This window comes from Candidatus Hydrogenedentota bacterium (assembly GCA_035416745.1).
GTDB lineage: Bacteria > Hydrogenedentota > Hydrogenedentia > Hydrogenedentales > SLHB01 > UBA2224.
In genome coordinates, this window is sequence record DAOLNV010000050.1 from 18,735 (window position 1) to 41,381 (window position 22,647).

Genomic DNA, 22,647 nt, shown 5'->3' on the forward strand with positions numbered 1-22,647 from the left:
CGAGCGCTTGATCCGTTAAGGGTTCTTTGAGATACTGGTCGGGTCGAACGTGCGGCCATCCCTGCGGATACAGAGTCCGCCGGTACGCCATGGCAAACGTCCGGCGTAATGACGCCAGGGCGCAAACACCTAGGGGGAAAGAATGCACATGGGAGCGGGACCCCAGATGTGGGGACTGTCGGTTTTCGACGTCATCATCATAGTTTCGTACGTTGTCGGCGTTGTCATCATCGGCACTTACTACGGCAAGTACGTAAAGTCTGCCAAGGACTTCTTCCTGGCGGGCCGGGCGCTTCCCTTTTGGGCCATCGGCATGTCGATCGTGGTAAGCGACATCGGCGCGAGCGATTTCGTTTTCGTGGGTGGGGCCACGTACACGTACGGGGTATCCGCCGCGAACTTTGACTGGATAGGCTCGATGCCCGCGATGGCTATCGCCGCTTTCATCTTCATGCCTTATTACTGGCGCGCCGGGGTGTATACGATCCCGGAGTTTCTCGGCCGGCGTTACAGCGCGGCCGTCCAGATCATTCACGCGGGGATCTGGGGTGTTTTCATGGTGACGATGCTGGGGGTCATCTTCCAGGCTACCGGTAGTTTCATGGAGAGCATCCTCGGCTGGCCGATGTGGGTGGGCGTGGCGATCACGATTGCGGCGGTTTTCATTTACACCTTTTCCGGCGGTCTCGCGGCCGTCGTCATGACGGACGTGATTCAGCTGATAGTGATGTTCGTGGGCGGCTTGGCGCTCCTTGCCCTGGCGATGTGGGAAGTGGGCGGATGGGGCGCATTGCAGGAACAGGTCATCGCGCTCAAGGGCCCCGGGCATCTCACCATGCTTCAACCGAACAACGACCCGAATACGCCGTACCCGTGGGCAGGTATCGTGTTCGGCTTGGGTCTGGTGATGTCGACGGCCTATTTCAGTGGGCATCAGGGCGTGGTTCAGCGCGTTTTCGGCGCCCGCTCGGAATGGGACGCGAAGGGCGGCATGCTGTTTGGCGGCTTCCTGAAGTCGTTCATTCCGTTGATGGTCGCGCTTCCCGGTCTGGCAGCCATTGTCATCCTGCCCGAAGGCGCCATCACCAAGGGCGACGCTGCGGTGCCCGCCATGATCCGGCACCTTATGCCGGCGGGGGTGCGCGGCCTGACGTTCTCGGCGCTCGTGGCGTCCTTTCTGTCGAGTGCCGACACCTATCTCAATTCCGCTTCCACCATCTGGACAACCGACCTGTACGGGCGGGCACACCAATTGATTACGGGCCACCTTCCCGGCGACCGGCACGGTCTCATCATGGGCCGGGCATTTACGGTTATTTTCGTGGTAATTGGGGCATCGCTGGTGCCCATCCTGGACCGTGTTGAGAGCATGTACAATTTCATTCAGACCTCGCTCTCAATGTTTCAGGGTCCGGTGTTCGCGATCCTGCTCATGGGTATCATGTGGCGCCGGACGAACCGGTGGGGCGGCCTGGTCGGCATGCTTTTCGGCGTGGCGTTCAGTACGGTACTCAATTTCACCGAGGGCTTATTCCCTTCGGCTGACGCGTTCCTGTTCGTTTCATGGTGGTCCTTTGTGTTCACAATCATCGTCACGGTCGTTGTAAGCCTGTTGACGAAGCCCGAGCCCGAGGAAAAGATCCGGGGCCTCGTTTTCGGCCAGGTCATGCAGGACGGCCAGATCCAGCGCGTTCTTGCGGAAAGGGTTGAGTAAATGGAAGAGCCCTCGAGCGGTCCGAACCTGATCACCCAGATATTCAAGCCCGTTCTGGAGCCATTTTTCAGCCCGATCAATGACTTCCTGGGCAGATACTACATGCCATGGGCGACGATATGCGCGCTGAGCCTTTTCGTTGGCACCATGATTTGGGTCTTCACGCTCCGTAAGGAGTACGTGAACGTAGACGCCCCGAAGAAAGGTTTCTTCTACGACCTGCGATTCTGGACCGTCATCTCGATGCTGCCTCATGTACTGGTATACCTTTACTTCTCGAAATGGAGCTAGCCGTGAGCGACCAAGATCCTCTCAACCTTGCTAAACGCGACTCCGAAGCCTTTCTGATCCTCGGCGCCTTTCTGGCTTTTCTGGCGCTCGTCGTTCTGGTTGCGACGGTGTTCCAGGCGCCCGGCCATGCCCGCGTGGTCAACTGCGGCGCGGGACTCACGCTGCTACTCATTGGCGGCGGCATGGCGGTGTGGGGCCGGATTCTGCGGAGACGGTTCTCGAAGTAGCCTGGACTTGGCACCGTGACACGGAGATAAGCGTCGGCAATCACCTTAGAGGCTGAGCCAGATGAGCAAGCCTGTCCGCTACAACTTCCGTTGGAGCAAGCATCGACATATTCGCATGAGTGCGCGCTCATTTGGGCCGGACCGGTCGGTGTTTTTCGTCATGGAACCGTGGACGCCGCCGATCGGAAACCTGCAAGGCAAGGTCAGCTATTACGCGCCCGAACGGATTGCCCGGATTCGGAAGCGGCTGGAGGGCGTCGACAGGACAGCGTACCTGCAGGGCATCCTCCAGCGTATCCTCGACGGGCGGATGGACGACAAGGCGCGCGTTGCACGAATCTGCGGGTTCGTAGCCGATGCCCTGTATTACAACCCGATCCAGCAACCCCAGGAGGGCGATACCGGCCCCATGCTGACGGACGCGGTGGAACTGCTCGAGCTGCATGACGGGCGGTGCGGGCAGGGCGTGCTCGTCACGCTGGCGTTGCTCGAACAGGCCGGACTGGAGTGCCGCCGCCGCGATGTGTTCCACCACGTCACGTGCGAGGCCCGGTACGGAGGCCGCTGGCATTTGGCCGACGCGCTCATGTTCGGCGCGAGCCAGCCCGAACGCGGCGGCGAAGTCCTGAACGTCGCCCAATTGCGGCGCGACCCCTATTTCGCCGATGCCTGGCCGCTGCGGCATTTCGCCTACACTCCTGAAGAGCTCTTGTCGCGCGACGGGTACCGGCTCCTCGGCTATTCATTTGGCGACTGGGGCACGCTCGCTTACTACAGCTGGTACATGGGCGGCGAAGAAGATTACCCGCCCATGATGCCCTGCGTACTGCCCCCGGAGCGTTTGAAAGGGCAGGGCGTGCGACTCCATTGGAGCCGGTCGGGAAAACGCAATGGCGGCCGCGTGCGGTATCGCGTATCGGTGTACCTCGACCGCGAACGCGCGCAACGGCTCTATTTCAAAGAAACGGACAAGACGTCCGTAATGTGGCGGGTACCGGAGATGAACCGGATGTATTTCATCGGGGTCTCCGCTACAGACGATCACGTTTTGAAGAATCCCGACACCTGGTATCCGGAGGCCGTCACCAACTTCGTCCTCGTGCCCAAAGAGCAATACGGCTGGTATGGCGTGCTCTAGCGGCTACGGCGCCGCGCTACTCCTTGATTTGTTCCGCCCCTTGTTTTCGCTGATGCAATTCCCGGGTGATCGCGTCCATACGCTCACGGGAAAGGTCGTATCGCAAGAGAATCAGCAGAGCGGCACATGCCGCGGCGCATGCAGGCGCCGCGTACAGGACACGCATCCGCCAGAGCGTGACGGCGGTCTGCACTGCGCCCTGGCCCTCCTGGTAGTGGACGACATATTTGAGCGCAAACCCGGTCCAGAAGATCGATGCCGCGTTGTATAGCTTGGTCAGGAAGCTGTTCGCGCCGTAGAACATGCCTTCGTTCGCCTCGCCCCGCTGCCACTCGCTGTGGGTGGCGATATCCGCCATCATGGATGTGGGAAACACGTACGCCGCGCAGTAGAAAAATGCCTGCAACAAACAGTAGAGGATAAGCAAGGGGAACGATTTTGGTGCGAACAGAAAATAGCTCGAACCGTAGACCAGCCCGATGCCCAGGATACCAAGCGAGAGGCAGGTCCGCTTCTCGAAGCGTTTGCCCAAGGCGTTCCAGAACGGAAGAAACAACACGCCGCATCCGATGGCGCAGAAAATATAGAGAAAGAACGCGTCCCGGAACGGACTGAGCGGCCCGACCAACACGCGCTGGGCGAACGGCGTATTCCACGTTCGCCCGAACCAGTCGTCGAGCAGGAACGTGTACATCCATATACCGGCAAGGATTCCCGCCTGGTACACAAACACCGCGAGGAAAAGGATGATGAAGTATTTGTCGCGAAACGCATAGCCGAGGGCGCGTGCGATACCGGCCATGTGCCGGGACAAATACGTGCGCAGCGCGTGTTTCTGCGCCTCGCCTTGTGCCCTCTGGCCCCGGGCCAAACGCTCTACCTGAGACAACGGCGGTTCCTTTACGAGGACCGCGAAGAGCCAGTAACAGACGATCATGACCGCCGAGGAATAGAGCGCGAATTCCTGGAAACCGGCGATCTCGTCTCCCCGCCATGAGCTGTACCAGCGAATGCAGCCTCCCCAGATGTTCCCGAGGTATGCGCCCGCCTGCATCCATGAAGCCAGCGCTGTTCGCGCGGAGTATCCCGTGGCGAGCTCGGGCACCAGTGCGGTGAATGGAATACCGGTCATCGTAATGCCGATCGAAAACACGATCTGCATGACGATCAGGTACGCGTAGAACTGGGCATGGGTAAGCCCGGGGGGCGCGAACCACATGCCGATGACGCCTGCCGCGTAAACGAACGAGCCGAGCGCGATGTAGGGCATGCGGCGGCCGAAGCGGCCCGGCGTCCTGTCCGAGATATACCCCATAATCGGGTCAAGGAACGCGTCGAACGCGATCGATAACCCGCGCACGTTGCCGACAATGACCGGGTCGTAGCCCAGGAACTTCGTGAAGTATAATTGCAGTTGCGCAAGCACGGTCAGGGGCCCGGCGCCGCCGAACATGCCGAGCCCGAACAAGATGCCGTGCGACCGTTTTAGCCCATTCGATGCCATCAGGGTGCCCCCTGGTAACGGATTATAGGGAAATGACCATGAAGACCGGAAGAGCTTTTATCGGGGCCTTGCTATGCGCTCTCTTTCAGTTTCTTACAGCGAATAGCGCAGAAGCGGCGGGGCGTGTTGTGGAGATTGCCCGGGGCCGCTCCTGGGTGAGCCCGTACTGGGGGTACAGTTCACCAAAGATCGTGAGCGACGGCCGCGCCTACTATACGGCGGGCCTGTGGGGTCCCGACCCGGACTCGTCGGCCGGGGTGCTCTACAAATACGACGGCGCGGCGTGGCATGAAGGCGCGCACTTGCCGGATATCTATCAGCCGGTCACCATGGTTCTCGATAGACAGGGCCGGCTTATCGCTGCACACACCGCGCAATCGAAACCGGTCCGCATCTACCGGTCAAACGTGCCGGGCAACATCGACGAGCTGGACCGGCTTCCCAGCCCGCCGGATATGAAGAACGCTTACTACATTGGTATCGCGATTCGTGAGGACACCCTTTACCTTGCCTATCTTGTCACTCCCGAATACTCGATGTTTCTGAGCAGCCTGAATCTGACGTCGCTCGAATGGGCCCCCAGCCGGCTGGTATGCCCGGGGCAGGCCGAGCACAAGCCCAAGACGGCGTGGACGTATCCAATACTGTTCCCAACAAAGGAAGGACTGCATTTCGTTGCGTCCAACGCCCCGGACGGCGGCGAGGGCAACACATACAACCAGGTTTGGTACCTGTTCTATCCGAATGGGGCGCAGGAACCGGCGGTTCGTGAAATGGTCGCTGACACGCCCATGGGCCACATGTCCTATGCAACGGACCTTGCGGTCGACGCCAGCGGCACGAGCCACATCCTGTTCCTGTGGAACCAGCGTAAATACGGGGAACCCCTGCCGCCGGACAGTCCGCCCCCGGGCCTGTATCATGCTTGGCGCGACGGGACCTCGGGCGTGTGGCAGCGAGCGCGTTTGCTGCCCAGCGGGTATGCGGGGTTCTTTCAATCGGATAGAGACCTGATTGCCGCTGCGGCCTCGAATACGGCCTTTCTCTGGCAGGGACCCCGCGAGGGGTGGAAGACCGCCGGGCCCCTGTGCGAGACGTCGCAGATGCCGGGAGCGCCGGGGTTCTGGGATGTGATCTCGCCCGCGAGCGGCAGTGACCTAAGCAAAGGCCTCGCGATAGTCACGGACTCGCTGATGCCGGCCGAGGACGGCCAGCCGCAGGAACGGGTTCTCTGGGCAATCCTGCCGGAATGATCCGGAACATCCCTCTCTAAGGTGCGGCGCGGAGCGTGGTTGGCAGCCGCGCACTGCTGAGGGCCGGGCAAAGTAGCCCATGTTTTTCCGCAATCAGTGTTGATACAATCAACGCGAAGGAGCGGGCGGCGGCACGGGCGGAAGATCGGGGTGGGCTAAGACATGGGAAACGCCAAGAGCGGAGATGACGTAGCGGCTGGCGGCCTTGGGGCACACGCCGGTCTCTTTTCAATTCTCGCGATCGTCCTGTCGAATCTGATCCCGCTGTGGGGGGTGCTTTTCCGGGGCTGGGACGTGTTCGCCATCATGCTGTTGTTCTGGCTCGAGAATCTCGTCATCGGCGTGTTCAACGCCTGCCGGATGATAACGGTTCCGCCCTACACTGCTGGCGTGACCTTCTATAAGTTCTTCCTGATCCCCTTTTTCGTATTTCACTATGGCGTATTCCTGTTGGCTCACGGGCTATTCATCTTTGCTCTGTTTTGTCCGGAGTTTTTCGAGAAAGGCGATGCGCTGGCGGTCAACGACCACCTGTCGCTGTCGCAATTCTGGACCTTGCTCCGCGCTTTCGTCCCTCCAGCGATCCCGGTCGCCCTGGCGGCAATGGTTGTTAGCCACGGCGTGTCGTTTGTTTCCAACTTCTTGATGCAGGGAGAGTGCCGCTTGACAAGCGTGGACGCACTGATGACGGCTCCGTACCGCCGTGTCATTGTTTTGCACATTACGCTTATCGCCGCCGCCTTTATTGTCGTCGGTATCGGTGAGCCCAAGCTCGTCATCGCAGCGTTCGTCATTCTGAAGATCGTCATGGATGTCATAGGCCACAAGGCTGAGCGCAAACGCTATGCAAAAGCGAGAACCAATCTGTCCAAGGGCGCCGTGACACCCGGCCCAAGTGCCGCTTAAGCGGTTTTGACTGGCGAACCATCGACTTGGCATTGCGAGCGCATTCAAAGGAATTCGGCGTATACCCCAAGTCCCGGGCCAGCTAACCGCCGAGTGCCCAAGCGCGACACAAACCGTTCCGCCCGCTGTGAGGCGGATACTGATTCACGACCTCTACGGCTGGTACTATGCATTGACGAACGGAACTGGGTTACTGGAGGAACGTACCCATGCCGATGATCGCGATGATGCTTCTTGTGAACCTTCATGCTGTCCTTGCCGAACCGGTCTCCATCGGCAGCCAAAAGCAGTTCTTTATCGACAGCCTGTTTCTTGAGAATTCGCCGAACGTGGCGCTTCGTGTCTCTCCCGCGAGCAAGACGGGCGAGCGCACGCTGGAACCGGACAAGCCTTGGGAAAGCGCATCCCTCAATTGGTTCAGCGTTATGGAAGATGGCGGAAAGTGCCGCATGTGGTACGAGGCTTACGACGTCGAAGGCTGGCCTACGAGCGACGACACGTCTTTCTGTTACGCGGAGTCCGAGGATGGCGTGCATTGGAAGAAGCCTGATCTGAACCTGTTCCCCTACCATGGAATCGAGCAGACCAACATCCTCTTCCGCATGGTTGGGCCAGACGGTGCGCATTCCCGCGTTCATGGGAACGGGGTGTTTCTGGATCGCAATGCCCCGGCTGGCGAACGCTACAAGGCCGTTTCGCAGGGTCTCTTTCCGAAGGCAGGCGACCCGCCCTACTTTGTCGCGGGGATGTACAGCCCCGACGGCCTCCACTGGACGCGTTACCCCGAGCCGATCTGCCGCGTGTTCGCCGATAGCCAGTATTCGGCGTTCTGGGACGGCTCCTCCGCGCAGTATGTGTTGCTGGGGCGTGTCTCGGGGCACGGAAGAGCCATCGGGCGTTCTGCCAGCGACAATTTCGCCCATTTCGACCCATTAACGCTGGTGCTCGAAGCGCCCGAGCGCGATGCACCGCAGTGCGACGTCTACAATCCTGCCGCAATCAAATACCCGTTTGCGGAGAACGTCTATTTCATGTTCCCAAGCATTTACCATCACGACAACGACACGCTCGACATCGCCCTCGCGGCCAGCCGAGACGGCGTCAACTGGACATGGCCCGATTCGACAACGCCGTTCATCGCGCTCGGGGCCGCCGGCCAGTTCGACAGCGGTTCGCTCTACATGGGACAGGGCGTCATTCGCGTGGGAGACGAACTCTACCTGTATTACAGCGGCGGTCCCCTCAAACATAACGAAGCTGAACTTCCCAACCTTACCAAGCCCGGCAACCAGCGCATATACAGCCGGGTCAAGGTCCCGCTGGACCGGTTCGTGGCTGCAGCGGTTGGCCCCGAGGGCGGCAGTTTCGCCACGCCCCCGCTTGTATATGAGGGGGAGTGCCTCGTATTGAACGTGGACGTGCGCGAAGGCGGCCGGGTACGTGTCGGGCTCCTCGATGACCGCGGCGAGCCCGTGCCGGGGCGTGCCGTGGATGACTGTACACCCATCGGCGGAAATCATCTTGGCGTCACGGTCGAGTGGGAAGACGGTTCCAGCGTTTCTTCACGCGAGGGAGTCCCCACGCGGCTCGTTTTCTCCCTCGAAAACGCTTTCCTGTACACGTTCCAGTTCACCACGCCCAGCAACAAAAGCGGCTGAGTCTTGTCCGCCACCGACTCGTCCACCACAACATGGGAAGATGGCCCCGCTTCACTCGTATCATCCTGTTTCCCGTTACTTCTTCGGGTTTTCGCCGCAAGAAAAGCGACTGCCACAAACGGTTACGCCCGTGGGCGTGGATGATTCTCATAAGCGGGGCGGCGTGATTCGAGGCGGCTACTCCTGCTGCTCCTCTTGTTCCCCCTCCATATCCGGCTCGTTCGTCCGCGGCTGGCTTGCGATGGCGAACTCGAAGTCAACCGGGGTCTCACACCCCTCCCAGAGTTCCACCTGTTCCTCGAGTTCCAAAGGCTTGCGGCCTTCTTGAAGCAACGACGCCCGCACCGCATACGTCCCTGGCGGAAGTTGCCCGATGTGGTAATGGCCATCCGAATCAGACGTTGCGCCGGGTGAGCCAACCTGGGGAACATCCGCGTAGACGTACGCCCCGCCGGCGGGGCGGCCATCGCATGTGACCATACCGCTGATGACGCTTTCCGGTAACAGGACAAGCTCCACGGGACCCGCCCCCGCTGCCACGAACACGCTGGTGAGGGAGTGCCCCGGCGCGAACGCCGACAGCATGACCTCGCCCGATACGGGAACCATGGACGGATCGAGTTGAAACGCGCCATTTCGGTCGGTCGTGGCGACGGCCTTGTGCGCATCGTACGGACGCGTGACACCGCCCAGGAAAATGAGTGCGTTCGCTACGGCGCCTCCGTCCGGGTCGCAGACCTGGCCTTCGATAGGCGCTCCGCCGGGTTTCAGCGCTATCCGCAGGCCCGTATACGTCTGCCCTGTACGAACGATGCCCAGGTTCAACGTACCCGCGAAGTATCCGCGCGCCCGGACAAGTATTACGCAGATCCCCCTAACTCCGTCGAGGACAAAACGGCCCTCCGGATCGGATACTTGCTGGAACGCCCCGTTCAACTGCTCCGATGACGGCGTTTCCGAACGTACCGAGGCGACCTCGAACTCCGTTACCGGCGCACCGGTTCGGGCATCGACCACCCGTCCTTCGATGGAAGGAAGCCGCGGAAGAACAAAATCCACCCCTTGGCTGCCCGCTTCAACAAGTCGAGTTTTCGATTTGCCGTAGGGCGGAGTCTCTCGCACCCACATTTGGTACACGCCTTCAGACAATCCACGGAGTTCGTAGTTGCCCTGGTCGTCGGAATGGTGCTGTATCCTGTCGTTGTCCGATATGGCCCACATCATTGCGTAGGGGACGGGCGCGCCGTCTTCACCTTGCACGCGGCCCGAAATCGTCAGTACCCCTGATTCGTCGAGGACCAGCCGCACTCCAGTGAGCTTCTGCCCGGGATTCAAATGAACCGTCGCGGCGGTACAAGACATGGTGATATGGCCCAAAACGCTTCTCCCCACTTGCAGGTCGTAGTCCGCGGAAGCCAATTCCGGGATCAAGAACCTGCCCTCAGAATCGCTCTCAACAAGACGGGGATGCAAAAGGGCCTCGACGCCGGCAGGCACGCACTTCACCCAGGCCCGGGTAGGCTGGTTCAGCGTATTGACCACGTAACCGGCGATGAGGCAATTCAGCCCCGTACCCGCGACTACCCGAATATCGTTCAGGCCCTCCGGGCCAGCCCGGTAAGGCCCGTGGGGCTCGCTGAAGAGCTCCCGGGTTCGAGCGGTGATGGTCACGTCCTGGTTCGGTCGAACCTCCAGGGCAAACTCGCCGGCAGCATTACACCGCGCCTTACAGTCCGGACCTTGGGAGCTGTCGACTTGGGCGTATGGGAGCGGTTGCCCCTGCTTGTCTACGACAACGCCGCGTATGAACGTGCCGCGAGACAAACCGAAGTCGACGTTCTCGAGTACGCACCCGGGGGAAACCGAAACCGAGCGGTCCACCGCGGTGGCCAATTGGGCCGGAGCCCCTTCAGGCAAGGCGCAAGAGAGGCGATACAGTCCCGGGCCGAGGCCATGAATCTCGTAGTCGCCCGAAACGCCCGTGTGTTCGGAGACGCAGGAAGGAAAATGGGGTGGCTCCGATTTCTGAAAGGAAGCTCGTACCGTTGCGCCGGCGATGCCCGAATTCGTCGCCTTGTCGTAGACTCGGCCGCGAACGATTCCCGCAACCTCGAGCCTCAACACGATGTCCGGCACGGCGCCGCCCTCCGTCACGCGGGCGCGGACAGGCCCGTCCACGGTGGTCAACCGGCCATCTTCAGGCAGGAGAAGATACGTGTCGGGAGCAAGCATTTCGAACGCGAACCGTCCGGCGGCATCGGTTGTGGTTTTCTCGGGTTCGCGGGCGAGTTCTCTGCGCGCCAGAACAGAGATACCGGCGCAGGGCGCCTCGTCCGAAGCGTTCAGGCAAACGCCCAAGACGCTCCCGCCCCGGCTGAGCCGGATTACCGCATTCGACTGGCCGGCCTGCAAGGGCTCGGTGATGAGCGTGGCAAAGTCCGGGGCTTCCGCGCGCAACCGCCACGACACGGGTTTGAGCGCTTCAAACAGGAATCGCCCGTCCGGCCCGCTTTGCGTTTCGAGCGCACGCCCAAGCTCGAGGGGAAGCACGCGGCCATCGTTCTCCACGGGCATCAGAATCACCCCTGGCACGGGAATCCCGGCAGGATCAACCGTTGTTCCCGCCAGCGCGCTGCACGGGGTCAGCATGAGAGTGACCTCCCACACAGGCGCGGTCGGGGAGATACGCGCGCCGTCAATTGCCATGCAGTCTCCTTTGCGCGCAACGATCTTGTAGCCGCCACAAGGAAGTCCCGTGACGGCGAAGACGCCGGCCGCATCCGCCACGGCCGAAGAGGGTTTCGATTCCGCCAGCGTTTTTTCCGGCATCCAATAGCCGTCCGTAGAGACACGTACATCAGCTTCAGAGGCCGGTGACCCATCGTAGAGGTATGCCATGCCTTCAATAATCCCGTCAGCATCCTCGGATGGAGGCGGCGCGGACGCAGTCACGAGCGCCATGGCTCGCCGCAGTGGCTTTCGGGGTCCAACGGTGGCCCTCCCCGCCTGAATGCGGGGCCGCTGTGCTGGCGGTTTCTGCTCCTCTGAAGCCTCCCATGCCCGCCAACACCACCAGATCAGGCCCGCCGCTATAGCCAAAGCCAGCCCTGCTGAAACCAGCCTCCGCAACGACATCGCCCCGCCCTTATTGCACCAGGCCATAAGCCTCCACACGCACCTGCTCGTTCGTCTCACCCACCCGTGCGTGAAAAATGAGCGTCCCCTTCAGAACTCCCACAGGTGGCGACTTTTCTGTCGTTGATATTGTGACTTTCAGTCGATCGGGCAAGCCCCGCTCTTCAACGTTCCACGCGAAATAACCCGGCTTCGCGTTTTCTACACCTATAAGTTCCACCGCATGCCCATAAGGAGAGTATAGCTCAACTGTAGCCGAGACCGGGTCGCGAGCGCCGATGACACCTAGGTAAAGTGTCTTGTCGGACACCTCCAGAGGTAATAATACGTAGCCTGAGAACACGATAGACTTCTCAGGAACCTCCACGTCATTTGTTAACACTCGAAGTGTGGAACTGAAGTGTCCGTAAGGGATGGTGTCGCATAAAGCGGCAGTCACTTTCTGTGCACCTCTCCGAACCTCAGACATTTCAAAGGTGACATGAAAGGCGCGGCGATCATACGAGACGCTAAGAATGACGATCTCCGGCTGTCCTGGAAATGTGTTTATCTCGAAGGACTTCTTCACAGCCTCGCCCCTTCTAATCGTCCCGAATGAGACTGTCGTGGGATATTCCTCGACAACGTCTCCCTCAAGAAGAAAGAGCACCGGCTCCGAGCGCCCTTCTATCAGCACCGATACGGTAGCTTGCGCATGGCCTCCCTCGCTGCCAACATAGAATTCCACGGGTATATCTACTATATCACCCGGCAAAAGCGTGAGACTGTCCACCCCTCTAACGAGAGCACACGCGCAACTTGTGACGACTCTCGTGATTTTGAATGGGTCCGAATCAGAGTTGCGCAGTTCGAAAGTATGGTTGACGATGGCCCGTTGACGGGCCACAGGGAACGTGAAGCGGTGTTCTGGACCGACGGAGGCGCCGATCCAGTGACTCCGGCTCGTTAGGACCAATAACGTAGCCGCTGATAGAAGGGTAACAAGCGGAACGCCCCACACGACCAGCTTCTTCATTTGAATGCGCATTATTGGTCTTCTCTGACTTCACGCGCATCACGCGCCGACGACTCTACACAAGCCGAACCGCGCTTGGTTCCACAACTTCTCAGGGCGCGGGTTGCCTGCCGCACCCACTCGTGCACAACTGCTCACTGCCGGGCGAGGCGGCTTATTCGGAGCTTGGGCACCGATCAGTTCCAACAGGTACCGTCCCCTGTAATGCTAACGTCGGAGACGTACTTTGTCTCCTTCTGTATATAGTTCTTACACATAAAGACGTTATCCCCTGGAACGTCGCAATGAGCGCACGGCGCTGGCGGGTTGGGGCCATCGCACTCAAGCGAGGAGTCCTTCGTGCATTTCCAGAGTGTCCCACACACATAGATGGGCGGGATCGACTCGAAGTCCAAGCCTCCCTCCGAATAGACTTCATAAAGTGGGACCACTTTCGCGTCTACTATACCGTCCAGGTACCGACACAGGCTGCCATAATCGCACTGCTGGTTGCATGGAGGTGGGGGACAAGGACCTTCTACTCTTCGATAACATATGGTCGCATCCACCTCACGACCCGTGGTTGTCACTATTCCGGCTACTACCATAAGTGCCGCGGGGACAATCGCACACAGCAAGTGCAGTCGCTTGATACCCCTGAAGTTAAACATGTGCTTCGCCTCCCTTCCGACCTCCCCCTGCTTGTTCGGGCTCTCAAGTTACCTCAGTTTCATGCCGATCGTTTTTCTACGACTCTGCTGATTTTCTGCGCCTTCTCGATTGCCAAAGCCTCCCGGGGCCATTTTCTTCACAAGCTCCTCCGGCACAAGCTCGCCGTCAACAATGTCCATGATCTGAAATTCGCCCGCGACATCGTGCCGGAACATCTGTACGGCCGGCCCGAGGGGCATCGTTTGCCACGTGAACAGGGCGTCGTCGAGGTCAGGATTTACTTCGATGGAAGTGATCTCGTTGAAGGTAGTCTGGATTACGCGTCGTTCCGTGGGCTTGGCCTCGACGTCGTAGGTCATCCGGCGCCACTCCTTTGGGAACCACATGCCGGGCATGATCTCGGCCGGCACCAGCGCGATTTCCTCGTTCAAGAATCCGTCGGGACCGTAGCGCCTCGTTTCGGTCGCCAGGAAGCCGTGTTCTCCGTCAAGAACCATCTCGAAAATGAGGCTTTTCTTGTAGAAGGCTCTAAGGGAATAAAGCCTGTCCGGCCCGGCCACCCGATCGACACGCAAACGCAGGTCCTTGCGAGTCTGAGCGCTTCGGAGGATTTGGGCCAAGGAATCGTTTCCGTTCCCGAAACCATGGCGGCGCGGCCCCCTCGCATCAAAAACACTCAGTGCATCGCGGGATTGGGGCGGCAGAGCATCAATACTGGCGTGTTCGCGGAGATAGGCCGCGGCGCTGGGCGTATGCGCTTGGGCCACATAGCGGTCGTTCATCACAAGGCATTCCACTTTTGAAATGATTGTCCGCTTCCCGCCATCAAAGCTCGCCGGGGCTGTTCCCGAACGCTCAACGCGAAGCCATGGCCCCTTTTCGAACTGTCTGTGCTCCATATTCCATTCATTGATTCCGTCGCGCGCCAACTCATCGAGGCGCGTCGTCCATCTCTCGTTCATCGTGAACGAGAAGGTCGTAATGGCGGCCAAGTACTTCTCTTGCTCGGCGACGACCGCGCCGAGCCAATGGACGGCTTCTTCGCCTTCCCAGACCGTGGCTTCTGGGCCGTTTTCTCCGCAACAGGGCATACTAAGGAGGAGCGCCCCGGCGGACGCCAGAAGGATGAAGCGGGCGCAGCGCTCTGAAGACGAGGTGTGTGTGCTTTTTGTGAGCGTTGCCGACATTCTCGGCTCCTTTTCGATGAAGCCTCAGCCGGAATTTGCCTTTGGCCGGTAGCAGGCATTCCCAGCAAACCATATAAGAGCACAATTTCACTAAATCAATTATGTGCCAATTCCGCGCGGGTGGCAATAGGAGTTTCCACGGAAAGATCTCACAAAACTCAGGCGCGACCACTCCCACACATAACGCTATATCTCAAAAGGTTACACAAGCAGGCAGGCTGATTCTGGGGGAACTTCTGGCGCCTGGTCGAGAAACCGGGCGGAGTCCGCCGCCACGGCTTCCTCCCGCCGAGTACCCGTCCGCATGACCGGGCCGCCGCTGTTTGCCGGGTTTCAGCTCAGGATGGCATTGACAACGAGCTGCACATCCACGGCGTTGACGGCTCCTGAAGCGTCCACGTCACCATTCGGTGGTTGGCCGATATTGAGCGCGGCGTTAACGACCAGCTGGAGGTCTGCCGCGTCGACATTGCCATCGCCGTTAATATCGAAGGGCGCGTAAGCGACTTTTGCCTGCTGCTCAGGACCGGAAGTGCGATACAAGGCCACGCCGTCAATGCCGGTCACGCTGGCCGCGCCCGGTTCCGCGTGTATGCTGTATCTCACCGTGGCCGGAAACTGAGGCACCGCAATCCAGACAAAGTCCAGTTCGCCCGAGTCGCCCTGAACGGGCGCGATCACGGGCGGTTCGATGTCATCGCCGAGGCTGTCGAAGACCCATCCGGGCGGCAGCGTTTCCACAAGCCCCAGGGCCGAGATCGGCTCGTCGCCGATGTGGGTGAGGGTCACTCCTACTTCAATGGCGCCCCCGGCGGCGGCCATGCTGCGCGCAGCTTCGAGGGCCGGCTGGGTGCCGTCCCCGGATGGGCCGGCATCAGCATCGGCCCGGAGGGCCATGCCTGTTCCCACGGGGGCGGCGCCCGGAGCGTACCCGTCTTCCGTATCCTCAGCAACATGGCAGCCGCCCAGATTGTAGAACTGGATTACGCGCAGGATCTCCGACACGCCGCTCTGCCAGTCCTGCGGATTGTAGTCGCAGTCGTGCGGCGCGCAGGTCATGTCCGGGGCGCCCGGAGGGCCGGGCTCGTATCCGTCTTCCGTTCCGGTGGCGCAATGATAGCCGCTGAGGTTGTAGAACTGGATTACGCGCAGGATCTCCGAAACACTTATGAAACCGTCGGCGGGACTATGGTCAAGCGAATGGTGTATGCGCTCGGCTACCGTACCCAGGCCGCCAATTGCCGCCGCTTGTTCAACGCCGCCGGACCGCTGGTACAGCACGCCGCCGGAGAAGGTGGCGTCGCCCGTTTGGCCTGACGGGACACTTACCCGGAAGGTCAACCCAGCCGGAAACGCGGGAACGTTGAGCCACTCGAACAAGAGCGTGCCTGTGGCGCCTTGAGCCGGTACGCTATCCGGCACAGCCCCGCTGACCACGGAATCATAGGACCAGCCAGATGGGATTCTTTCCTCGAGCTTCAGAACGGAGATGTCGCCCGGGCCGTCATTGTGAACGGTCACGGTTACATCCAGGGTGCTGCCCGGCAGATACTTGTAGTACCAGAATGACCGGTCCGCGCGTATGGTCCGCGCCACCACTTCTATAAACCCAGTCTTGGTAACGGAATTTGAGCCAAACTGGTTCTCAGCGGTCAAGCTGACGGTGTACAAGCCCGCGGCCTCATAGGTATGCATTGGGTTCTGGTCGGTGCTGGCTCCGCTTCCGTCCCCGAAATCCCAAAGCCACGATGTGGGGTTGTTCGCGGACTGGTCCGTAAACTGTACGGTCAACGGCGCATACCCCGAGTTCACATCAGCCGTGAAATCCACGGAAGGGGGGCCGGGGAAGTCCCCGTCATCAAGCGGGTTTGTGCCATGGATATACTCTTCCGCGTTCGTGTAGCCATCCTGGTCGAAGTCGTCGCCGGGAAGCACATCGGCAAGCGCCGCGACAGCGTCGTCCGGGTCGTAGTTGATGATCGGCCACTCAAACGTATCAGGCAGGCCGTCATTGTCGACGTCGGCGGGGTCCGGGACACCGTCGCCGTTGGAATCCGGCCCAGTTACCCGGAACAAGATGTGAGAGGGATGAGCCGCGTCGTGGTAGAGCGTATTGGTAGCCGGAACGGTGTGCGTATGCTCGTTGAACGGCTCGCCGGTGTTGGGATTCGCATCGAAGCGGGGGTAATTACTGCTCGAAATGGCCACGCGGATTCGGTGGCCGGCGTTGAACACGATGCATGTGTCCCAAAGGTCAATCTCGAACTCATAGACGGTTCCCGGTGTCATGAATTCACTGTAACGCTGGGTGTTGCGGTGGCGTGCGCGGATGATCCCATCGCAGACCAGCATCGAGGCGCCGTCGGGATACACGTCGCACAGCTTCGCCGTAAAATCGGTGTCCACCGCGCTGCTGGAAGCATACAACCGGACGAGCACCGTCCCCGTGATCTCGACGTAGCTGTCCAAGACCGGCGTGGTGAACACGATGACGTCGCTTCGGCTCAGCTGCGGATTCTGATCGTGGGGTCCGTTCGCGATGCTCAGATTGGCGCCGCCGTGTGTCGGCACGGGATCGACCGGGTCGTACCCGTACGTGTTGCTTGCTTCCGCGGCGGCCGGGGGCGTGGAGCTCAGGAGGCCGGCATCGTGGAAGTACATAGGCACTTCGGTGGCGGGAACGGGCCAGTCGTCGGCAAACCGCCATTCGTTGCCCGGCCCTTCAGGGTGGTCCACGTCGCCCAGCACGTAATAGCATACCGGGGGCTGGTCCATGACGCCGTTCTCGGCTCCCTTGACCCAGTAGTCGAACCAGCGCGTGGTGTTGCCGTAAGCAGCGGGCGCGGAGTAACAATTGGCCGGCCAACTGAATTCACCGCCGCTTCCGTGGCCGTAAGGCCCGATGATGAGCCTTTGTTTGCCTTCGGCGTTGGGCTGGCCGTTATGTTGGATTAGGAGGAAGTTGTTGATTGTTCCGCGCTGAAAGCAATCGTACCAGCCGCCGCGATTGACAATGGGCCAATTGATGAGATGATAGCGGGTTTCAGGATTGAGATAGGGCCAAAACTCATCGTCGTAGTAGGGGCGCGCAAGGATGACCTCATGCAGATACTGCAGGGACTCCGGACCGCGTCCCGCCATCCATCCCTCCGCCAGCTCATGCCGATAAGCTCCGCCCTGGAAGGTAGACTGCGTGTACAGGTTTGATGCGGCCACTTCGATGCTTTGGCATACCAAGCCCGAAGGGAGACTGCTGGCCAGGAAGTTCTGCGAGATCCCGCGGGCGCTGCCTCCCAACGTACAGATCTTTCCGTTGCACCAGTCCTGGGCTTGAATCCACTCGCACGTCTCGAATCCGTCCTGATTCTCGCCCCAGCCATCATCGAAGTAGCCACGGAAAATATCCTCGGAGTCGTAACAGCCGCGTATGTCTTGCGTAACGCACGCATACCCCTGGCTGTTCCAAGAGGGCCACGCTCCGACATTGTCGCTTGTCCTCCCGTAGGTGGTTCGGTAGAGGATGACGGGCCAGGGGCCATCGCCCGGCGGCAGATACACATCGGTCGCCAGGCATATTCCGTCGCTCATCGCGAGCAAGTAGGTCGTCTTGCTCGAAGTATTCTCGATAGCGAAATTGATCCCGCTGACGCTCTGGGAAAAGTTGATTTCCACCACGCCGGGTTTCGCTACATCCGCATGGGTGGGGGTGTTTCCGGCAAATGGAACACCGTCATACAGGCGGTTGGCGGCTCCGGAAACACGGGTGAAGACCAGTACACGGTCGAGGTTGGGAGTACTGCTGTCAATCTGGAAAACGTACTGCCCGGAGGCATTGGTCGAGGTCGTGGCTTCTACGGGAATAAGGGCGTCCGGCTGTCCGGCGCCCAGGCTGGCAACGCGCGTTGCTCCCACACTCCCCGCGACAATGGGGGCTCCCGTGTCCAAATCCGTCACTGTCCCAGAGAGCGTAATGGTTGCTGCCTGCGCGCCCCCAAGCAGTAACGCGAACAGGCATACAACAACTTCACCCCAGACCGGCCACTTTGGAGAGCAGCGATGAACAACCATGAACATCTCCTCTGCGAACCGCATCGGGGCGACCTGACTGCGCAGATTATACCAGTCGTTGTGCCGGCATCCAACCATGTGAAAAGTACAGGTCTCAGGGCGCAGCCGCGAACGCGTCGGAAGCTGAACAGCGCCGGGTCGGCCTCGCCAAGCACAACGCAGGACGCTGCATTTCGATAGTCCCCGTGCTCATCTCGTTTTCACGCCGATTGCGTTCAGCGGAACTATTGTCATCACGCTGTGCTTCTTTTCCGAGGTGTAGATAATGTAGAGGGAGCCTTGGTGTTCAGCCGCGCAGGGATAGGACCATTCTGGCCCAGCCTGCAATTGTTCGAGGTACCCGTCGCGGATTTTCCACATAGCAGACAGCGTGTGTTCGCCGGGGCGGCTGACCGCGATGGTGAGCAGGTGGCGGGTGCTTCCGGGCGACTTTGGATAATTCCACAGAAGACAGCGTTGGCCGGTGCTGAGTTGAAGCGCGAAGGGTTTACTGTCTTCCGCGGGTACGTTGTGTTGGAACGGGCCGCGCCACGTCCTGCCGAAGTTGCTGCTGGTGAAAACCAATCCGCCGCGAACGATGGCAGTGACATCGGGTCCGTCCAGCCAGACGGTGCTCTCTGGGAAGGCGGTATAGGGCCTGGAAATTCCGGCCATCATCGGAACTACATCCCATCGGCCGGTTAAATCCTTTCCGGACGAGATGGCCACCGCGGGCGTCTCCGGCGTAGTCGCCCGTCTAGCCGCCATGCGCCCCGCCATGATGAAATTGCCATCGTCCATCAACAGCGGCGGACAATTCGGCAGGAACGGGCCCGCAATATAGCCACGGGATGCCCACTGGTTGTCCGATTCGTTCAGACTGAAGGCTTCGCACCGCGTGACAAGATCATGGCCCGCCATATTCGAGACGAAAGCCAGAAGCTGTCCGCTGTAGGAGAGAAAGGTTACCGGCACATAGAAAACGCCTTGAGCGTTGTAGTCCGCCGCGATGACCTCCACGTTCGACCATGTTCTGCCCGCATCCAGCGAGCGTCTGGAACGGATACACGAGGACTCCGCGATCTCTGCTCTTGGACAGTTGTACCAGGCCGCGAAAAGAATGTCTTTGTGCCACACGACGGCATTGTCATGCAGGAACCGGAATTCTTCGTCCATCCGATGGACCATGACGTCGACGGCTTGATCCGGATACGTGAGACTTTCCGGCGATGGGAGCGGCACATTCTCGTCCCACAACATGAAATCCCCTGCGATCTCTATCTGGCCGGCGCTCGCTTCCGTACGGCCGGCAGGGGCGGGAATGTCTGCCGCAGGCGGCTTCTCTCCCTCGGCGGCATATGGGCTGCCACTGAGCGCTAAGACACATATTATCCATCCTATCAATGTGGCGCCTGCGTTCACGGTCGTTTCTCCGTTGCTTTCCTGCAAGTCCTCGCTTTTTCGTCTGGAGTCTACGCACCGAATGACGACTGCGTCGCGGGACCCTCTGCCGCCGCTCCAATCGTAACGAACGAGGGCGGCTTAGTATGCGACCTCACACGTCGCCTCCGCCGCCGCTTTGTCGCGCGCCGGAATATCCAGCGTGAAGTACCGGGCGTCTTCGACGGCCTGCACGCCTGTAAGGACAGCGCCGTCCGAAGCACCGGCCAGCGTGGCTTCCTGCACGCCTTCCGGCAGCAGGATTCTCACGTGGTACAGGTCGGGGTCCCCGCACAGGCGAAGCGAAATGCGTCTGTCCGCATGCGCGTACTCCATGGCAACGTAGGCGCCGCTGGGACCATACCTCAGACACACATAGGCGTGCGCAATACCGGCGGCCGGGAACCGCGGGGCGACGGTGACCGTCTGGAACAGCGTGGCTTCGTCGCGGATGCCAGCCAGGCCTTCCACCAAGGCAGAGAGCACGGCCGCCGCGGACCAGCCGGAGGGACCGCCAGCGATGTCTTTGCCGCTCATGTCGTAAAGAAACCGGATGACGCCGTCGTTGGCGACAAGCTGCTCGACGCGATTCAGGATGTCCGCCGCGTAGGCCTCGCGCCCGTGGTGGAAGGCTGCCTTGGCGAGTTCGCCCGCGACAAACCCGCAAATGCCGCCGTTGATGTAGTGGTTGGCTTCGTAGGGCCCGAATCGAGGATATGGGGGATGAATGGAGAACCATTCGGCGAAATAGGTGTCGCGCGTCGCGGCGCGGCGCCGCTGGTACTCGTCAACGATGCTGACAGCCATTTCGTGGGTCGGCAGGCCCCGGTTGATGTCGTACGTGTTCGAGAGCGACAGGATCTCCTCTTCCCGCACGCCGGTGTCGACGGGCTGCAGAAGAATCTGATGCGTATAGAAGCGCCCGTTGAAACAGAGCTTGTTGACGCGTTCACGCAGCGCGCCGCCGCGCTGTTGCCAGAGGTCCGCGCGCTCGTCATTGCCGGCCGCGCGCAACATGTCCGCCAGCTGGAGACAGGCCTGATAAAGGCCGCTGTTGTCGCCATGCATGATTCCCATGGGCATGCCGGGCTCGATCCGACGATTGTGGTCGGAAACGCCGTAAGTGAAATCCCACGTATCGATGCTGAACGTGCGCTTTAGCGCGCCGTGTTTGGCGTCCCACCGCGCCGGGTCGGTGAAATCATATTCGAGGGCGCGTTCCAGCGAGGGCAAACGGCGTTTCATGGCAACGTCGTCGCCGGTGGCCTTCCAGATACGGTGAGCCGCTTCAACCATGAGATACTCGATGTCGGCCTCCATCTCCAGACGAATCCAGCAGAGATCCTTGTCGTCTTCACGCAGGAAATACTTGGGCTGCACGAAATCCTGGTGGTCGTGCGCGGCGGGGCCGATGATCTCGTAATAGAATCCTTCCGGATGTTGCAGCGCGATCAACTCGTCCACGTAGGAAGTGAGGTCCCTTTCCCAGAACTGGTAGCCTTTCATCTCGTGGATATGGTCGCGCACCCATGTGGGATTTGCCGCAATCATACGGCCGTCGCGTTTCCAGTAACTCCGGTCGCCGCGAACCTGTGAGCACAACGTCTTGAACAACTCCGAGAACCGGTCCGCCTGCCAGTCGGTGGCCGTCGTAAACTGGACAGAGAACGTGCCCACGGACTCGCCGCCGCGCAATAATCCGAACGTGCGGACGCCTTGCACGCCCACGATACGGAACTGGGCCTCACCGTTTGCCGTGAAGGGCGTCTTGCGAGCCGGACGAGTGAGATCCGCGACCTCATACGAACCTTCTCCGGCATCTCGAAGCGTGCATGTCACTGGAACCAAGGGCTTGGCCGTGTCCGGATACTCGAGAACGCCTTGTTTGCCATCCTTACGCACAAAGCGCAAGGTTTGCACGATTGCATCGGGGGTTTCGGGATAGTCCAACGCAAGCAGCGCCGCGGACTCGTCATCGCTGGCCCGCCGGAGCACTACGTCGTCGTATTGCGTCCGCGCGTCACCCACGCGCAGGCCAATGACGCCAGCCCGGGGCTCGCGGTCGATTGCGGCCAGCGCGGGCAATCCGTTCACCCAGACGCCGAGCCGCTGACCGCGCGCCACGACCTTCAACGTGTACCAAGGGCCAACCTCGAGCGGCACCGGCGCTGTTTGAGCCGCCAGCCGAACCGTTTGAGGCCCGTACCGCACCGCGAGCACCTGATTCTCGAGCTGCTCCAGGTACAACTGCACGGCATTTGCGCCGTTCGTATCCGCGCGAATCAAGACCGGCGCCTCGACCCACGGCCTGGTTTCGACAAACCGAACCTTGGCTTCGAACACGAAGTCTTGGACCGGTTCCTTCAAATCAAGCAGTATCCGGCTGTTGGGCGTCAGTTCCAATGCTTGCCCATCCGGTGCGGCTACCACTGCCGGAACGCCGTCAACCACACGCCAGGGAGGCTGTAGGTCAGACTCAAA

General features: G+C 60.4%; 14 protein-coding genes. 7 read left to right on the top strand and 7 right to left on the bottom strand.

From position 1 onward, the window contains the following. Window positions 1-142 precede the first annotated feature (142 nt). The 4 genes from PLJ71_14640 to PLJ71_14655 all read left to right on the top strand — a co-directional run bounded on the left by PLJ71_14640 (window position 143) and on the right by PLJ71_14655 (window position 3,370). Window positions 143-1,714, top strand: coding sequence for a sodium/solute symporter (locus PLJ71_14640; protein ID HQM49923.1), 1,572 nt, complete (start codon window positions 143-145; stop codon window positions 1,712-1,714). Next, window positions 1,715-2,005 carry a hypothetical protein gene (locus PLJ71_14645; protein HQM49924.1) on the top strand — a complete coding sequence of 97 codons (291 nt, stop codon included), beginning with the start codon at window positions 1,715-1,717 and terminating at the stop codon, window positions 2,003-2,005. Window positions 2,006-2,007: 2 nt separating this feature from the next. After that, entirely contained in the window at window positions 2,008-2,232 is a 225-nt protein-coding gene (locus PLJ71_14650; GenBank protein ID HQM49925.1) for a hypothetical protein, read from the top strand. 115 nt (window positions 2,233-2,347) lie between these two features. Next, entirely contained in the window at window positions 2,348-3,370 is a 1,023-nt protein-coding gene (locus PLJ71_14655; protein HQM49926.1) for a hypothetical protein, read from the top strand. Window positions 3,371-3,386: 16 nt separating this feature from the next. On the opposite strand, the gene PLJ71_14660 is transcribed toward PLJ71_14655, so the two are convergent. Beyond that, window positions 3,387-4,874 (bottom strand): MFS transporter, encoded by a 1,488-nt coding sequence (locus PLJ71_14660; GenBank protein ID HQM49927.1) that lies wholly within the window; start codon window positions 4,872-4,874, stop codon window positions 3,387-3,389. A 38-nt stretch (window positions 4,875-4,912) separates the two neighbouring features. On the opposite strand from PLJ71_14660, the gene PLJ71_14665 reads away from it, so the two are divergent. The 3 genes from PLJ71_14665 to PLJ71_14675 all read left to right on the top strand — a co-directional run bounded on the left by PLJ71_14665 (window position 4,913) and on the right by PLJ71_14675 (window position 8,691). Then, window positions 4,913-6,127: a hypothetical protein gene (locus PLJ71_14665; GenBank protein HQM49928.1), complete on the top strand. Its 1,215-nt coding sequence runs from the start codon at window positions 4,913-4,915 to the stop codon at window positions 6,125-6,127. Between the two features lie 162 nt (window positions 6,128-6,289). Continuing rightward, window positions 6,290-7,033 carry a DUF6498-containing protein gene (locus PLJ71_14670; protein ID HQM49929.1) on the top strand — a complete coding sequence of 248 codons (744 nt, stop codon included), beginning with the start codon at window positions 6,290-6,292 and terminating at the stop codon, window positions 7,031-7,033. A 209-nt stretch (window positions 7,034-7,242) separates the two neighbouring features. Continuing rightward, on the top strand, window positions 7,243-8,691 hold the full coding sequence (locus PLJ71_14675; protein HQM49930.1) for a hypothetical protein: 1,449 nt from the start codon (window positions 7,243-7,245) through the stop codon (window positions 8,689-8,691). A 177-nt stretch (window positions 8,692-8,868) separates the two neighbouring features. On the opposite strand, the gene PLJ71_14680 is transcribed toward PLJ71_14675, so the two are convergent. The 6 genes from PLJ71_14680 to PLJ71_14705 all read right to left on the bottom strand — a co-directional run. Continuing rightward, entirely contained in the window at window positions 8,869-11,652 is a 2,784-nt protein-coding gene (locus tag PLJ71_14680; GenBank protein HQM49931.1) for a carboxypeptidase-like regulatory domain-containing protein, read from the bottom strand. A gap of 184 nt (window positions 11,653-11,836) precedes the next feature. Next, on the bottom strand, window positions 11,837-12,841 hold the full coding sequence (locus tag PLJ71_14685; GenBank protein ID HQM49932.1) for a DUF1573 domain-containing protein: 1,005 nt from the start codon (window positions 12,839-12,841) through the stop codon (window positions 11,837-11,839). A gap of 698 nt (window positions 12,842-13,539) precedes the next feature. Further along, window positions 13,540-14,679: a hypothetical protein gene (locus PLJ71_14690; protein ID HQM49933.1), complete on the bottom strand. Its 1,140-nt coding sequence runs from the start codon at window positions 14,677-14,679 to the stop codon at window positions 13,540-13,542. Between the two features lie 333 nt (window positions 14,680-15,012). Then, window positions 15,013-18,747, bottom strand: a complete 3,735-nt coding sequence (locus PLJ71_14695; GenBank protein HQM49934.1) for a CocE/NonD family hydrolase — start codon at window positions 18,745-18,747, stop codon at window positions 15,013-15,015. Window positions 18,748-18,936: 189 nt separating this feature from the next. Continuing rightward, window positions 18,937-20,148, bottom strand: coding sequence for a sialidase family protein (locus PLJ71_14700; protein HQM49935.1), 1,212 nt, complete (start codon window positions 20,146-20,148; stop codon window positions 18,937-18,939). Window positions 20,149-20,268: 120 nt separating this feature from the next. Continuing rightward, window positions 20,269-22,647 (bottom strand): DUF1080 domain-containing protein (locus tag PLJ71_14705; protein HQM49936.1); only part of this gene is annotated, 2,379 nt, incomplete at its 5' end.

Bases quoted from the DNA above. Each gene is read 5' to 3' on its own strand.
- PLJ71_14640 (HQM49923.1), top strand. From the start codon at position 143: ATGCACATGGGAGCGGGACCCCAGATGTGGGGACTGTCGGTTTTCGAC.
- PLJ71_14645 (HQM49924.1), top strand. From the start codon at position 1,715: ATGGAAGAGCCCTCGAGCGGTCCGAACCTGATCACCCAGATATTCAAG.
- PLJ71_14655 (HQM49926.1), top strand. From the start codon at position 2,348: ATGAGTGCGCGCTCATTTGGGCCGGACCGGTCGGTGTTTTTCGTCATG.
- PLJ71_14660 (HQM49927.1), bottom strand. From the start codon at position 4,874: ATGGCATCGAATGGGCTAAAACGGTCGCACGGCATCTTGTTCGGGCTC.
- PLJ71_14665 (HQM49928.1), top strand. From the start codon at position 4,913: ATGAAGACCGGAAGAGCTTTTATCGGGGCCTTGCTATGCGCTCTCTTT.
- PLJ71_14670 (HQM49929.1), top strand. From the start codon at position 6,290: ATGGGAAACGCCAAGAGCGGAGATGACGTAGCGGCTGGCGGCCTTGGG.
- PLJ71_14675 (HQM49930.1), top strand. From the start codon at position 7,243: ATGCCGATGATCGCGATGATGCTTCTTGTGAACCTTCATGCTGTCCTT.
- PLJ71_14680 (HQM49931.1), bottom strand. From the start codon at position 11,652: ATGGCGCTCGTGACTGCGTCCGCGCCGCCTCCATCCGAGGATGCTGAC.
- PLJ71_14685 (HQM49932.1), bottom strand. From the start codon at position 12,841: ATGAAGAAGCTGGTCGTGTGGGGCGTTCCGCTTGTTACCCTTCTATCA.
- PLJ71_14690 (HQM49933.1), bottom strand. From the start codon at position 14,679: ATGTCGGCAACGCTCACAAAAAGCACACACACCTCGTCTTCAGAGCGC.
- PLJ71_14695 (HQM49934.1), bottom strand. From the start codon at position 18,747: ATGGTTGTTCATCGCTGCTCTCCAAAGTGGCCGGTCTGGGGTGAAGTT.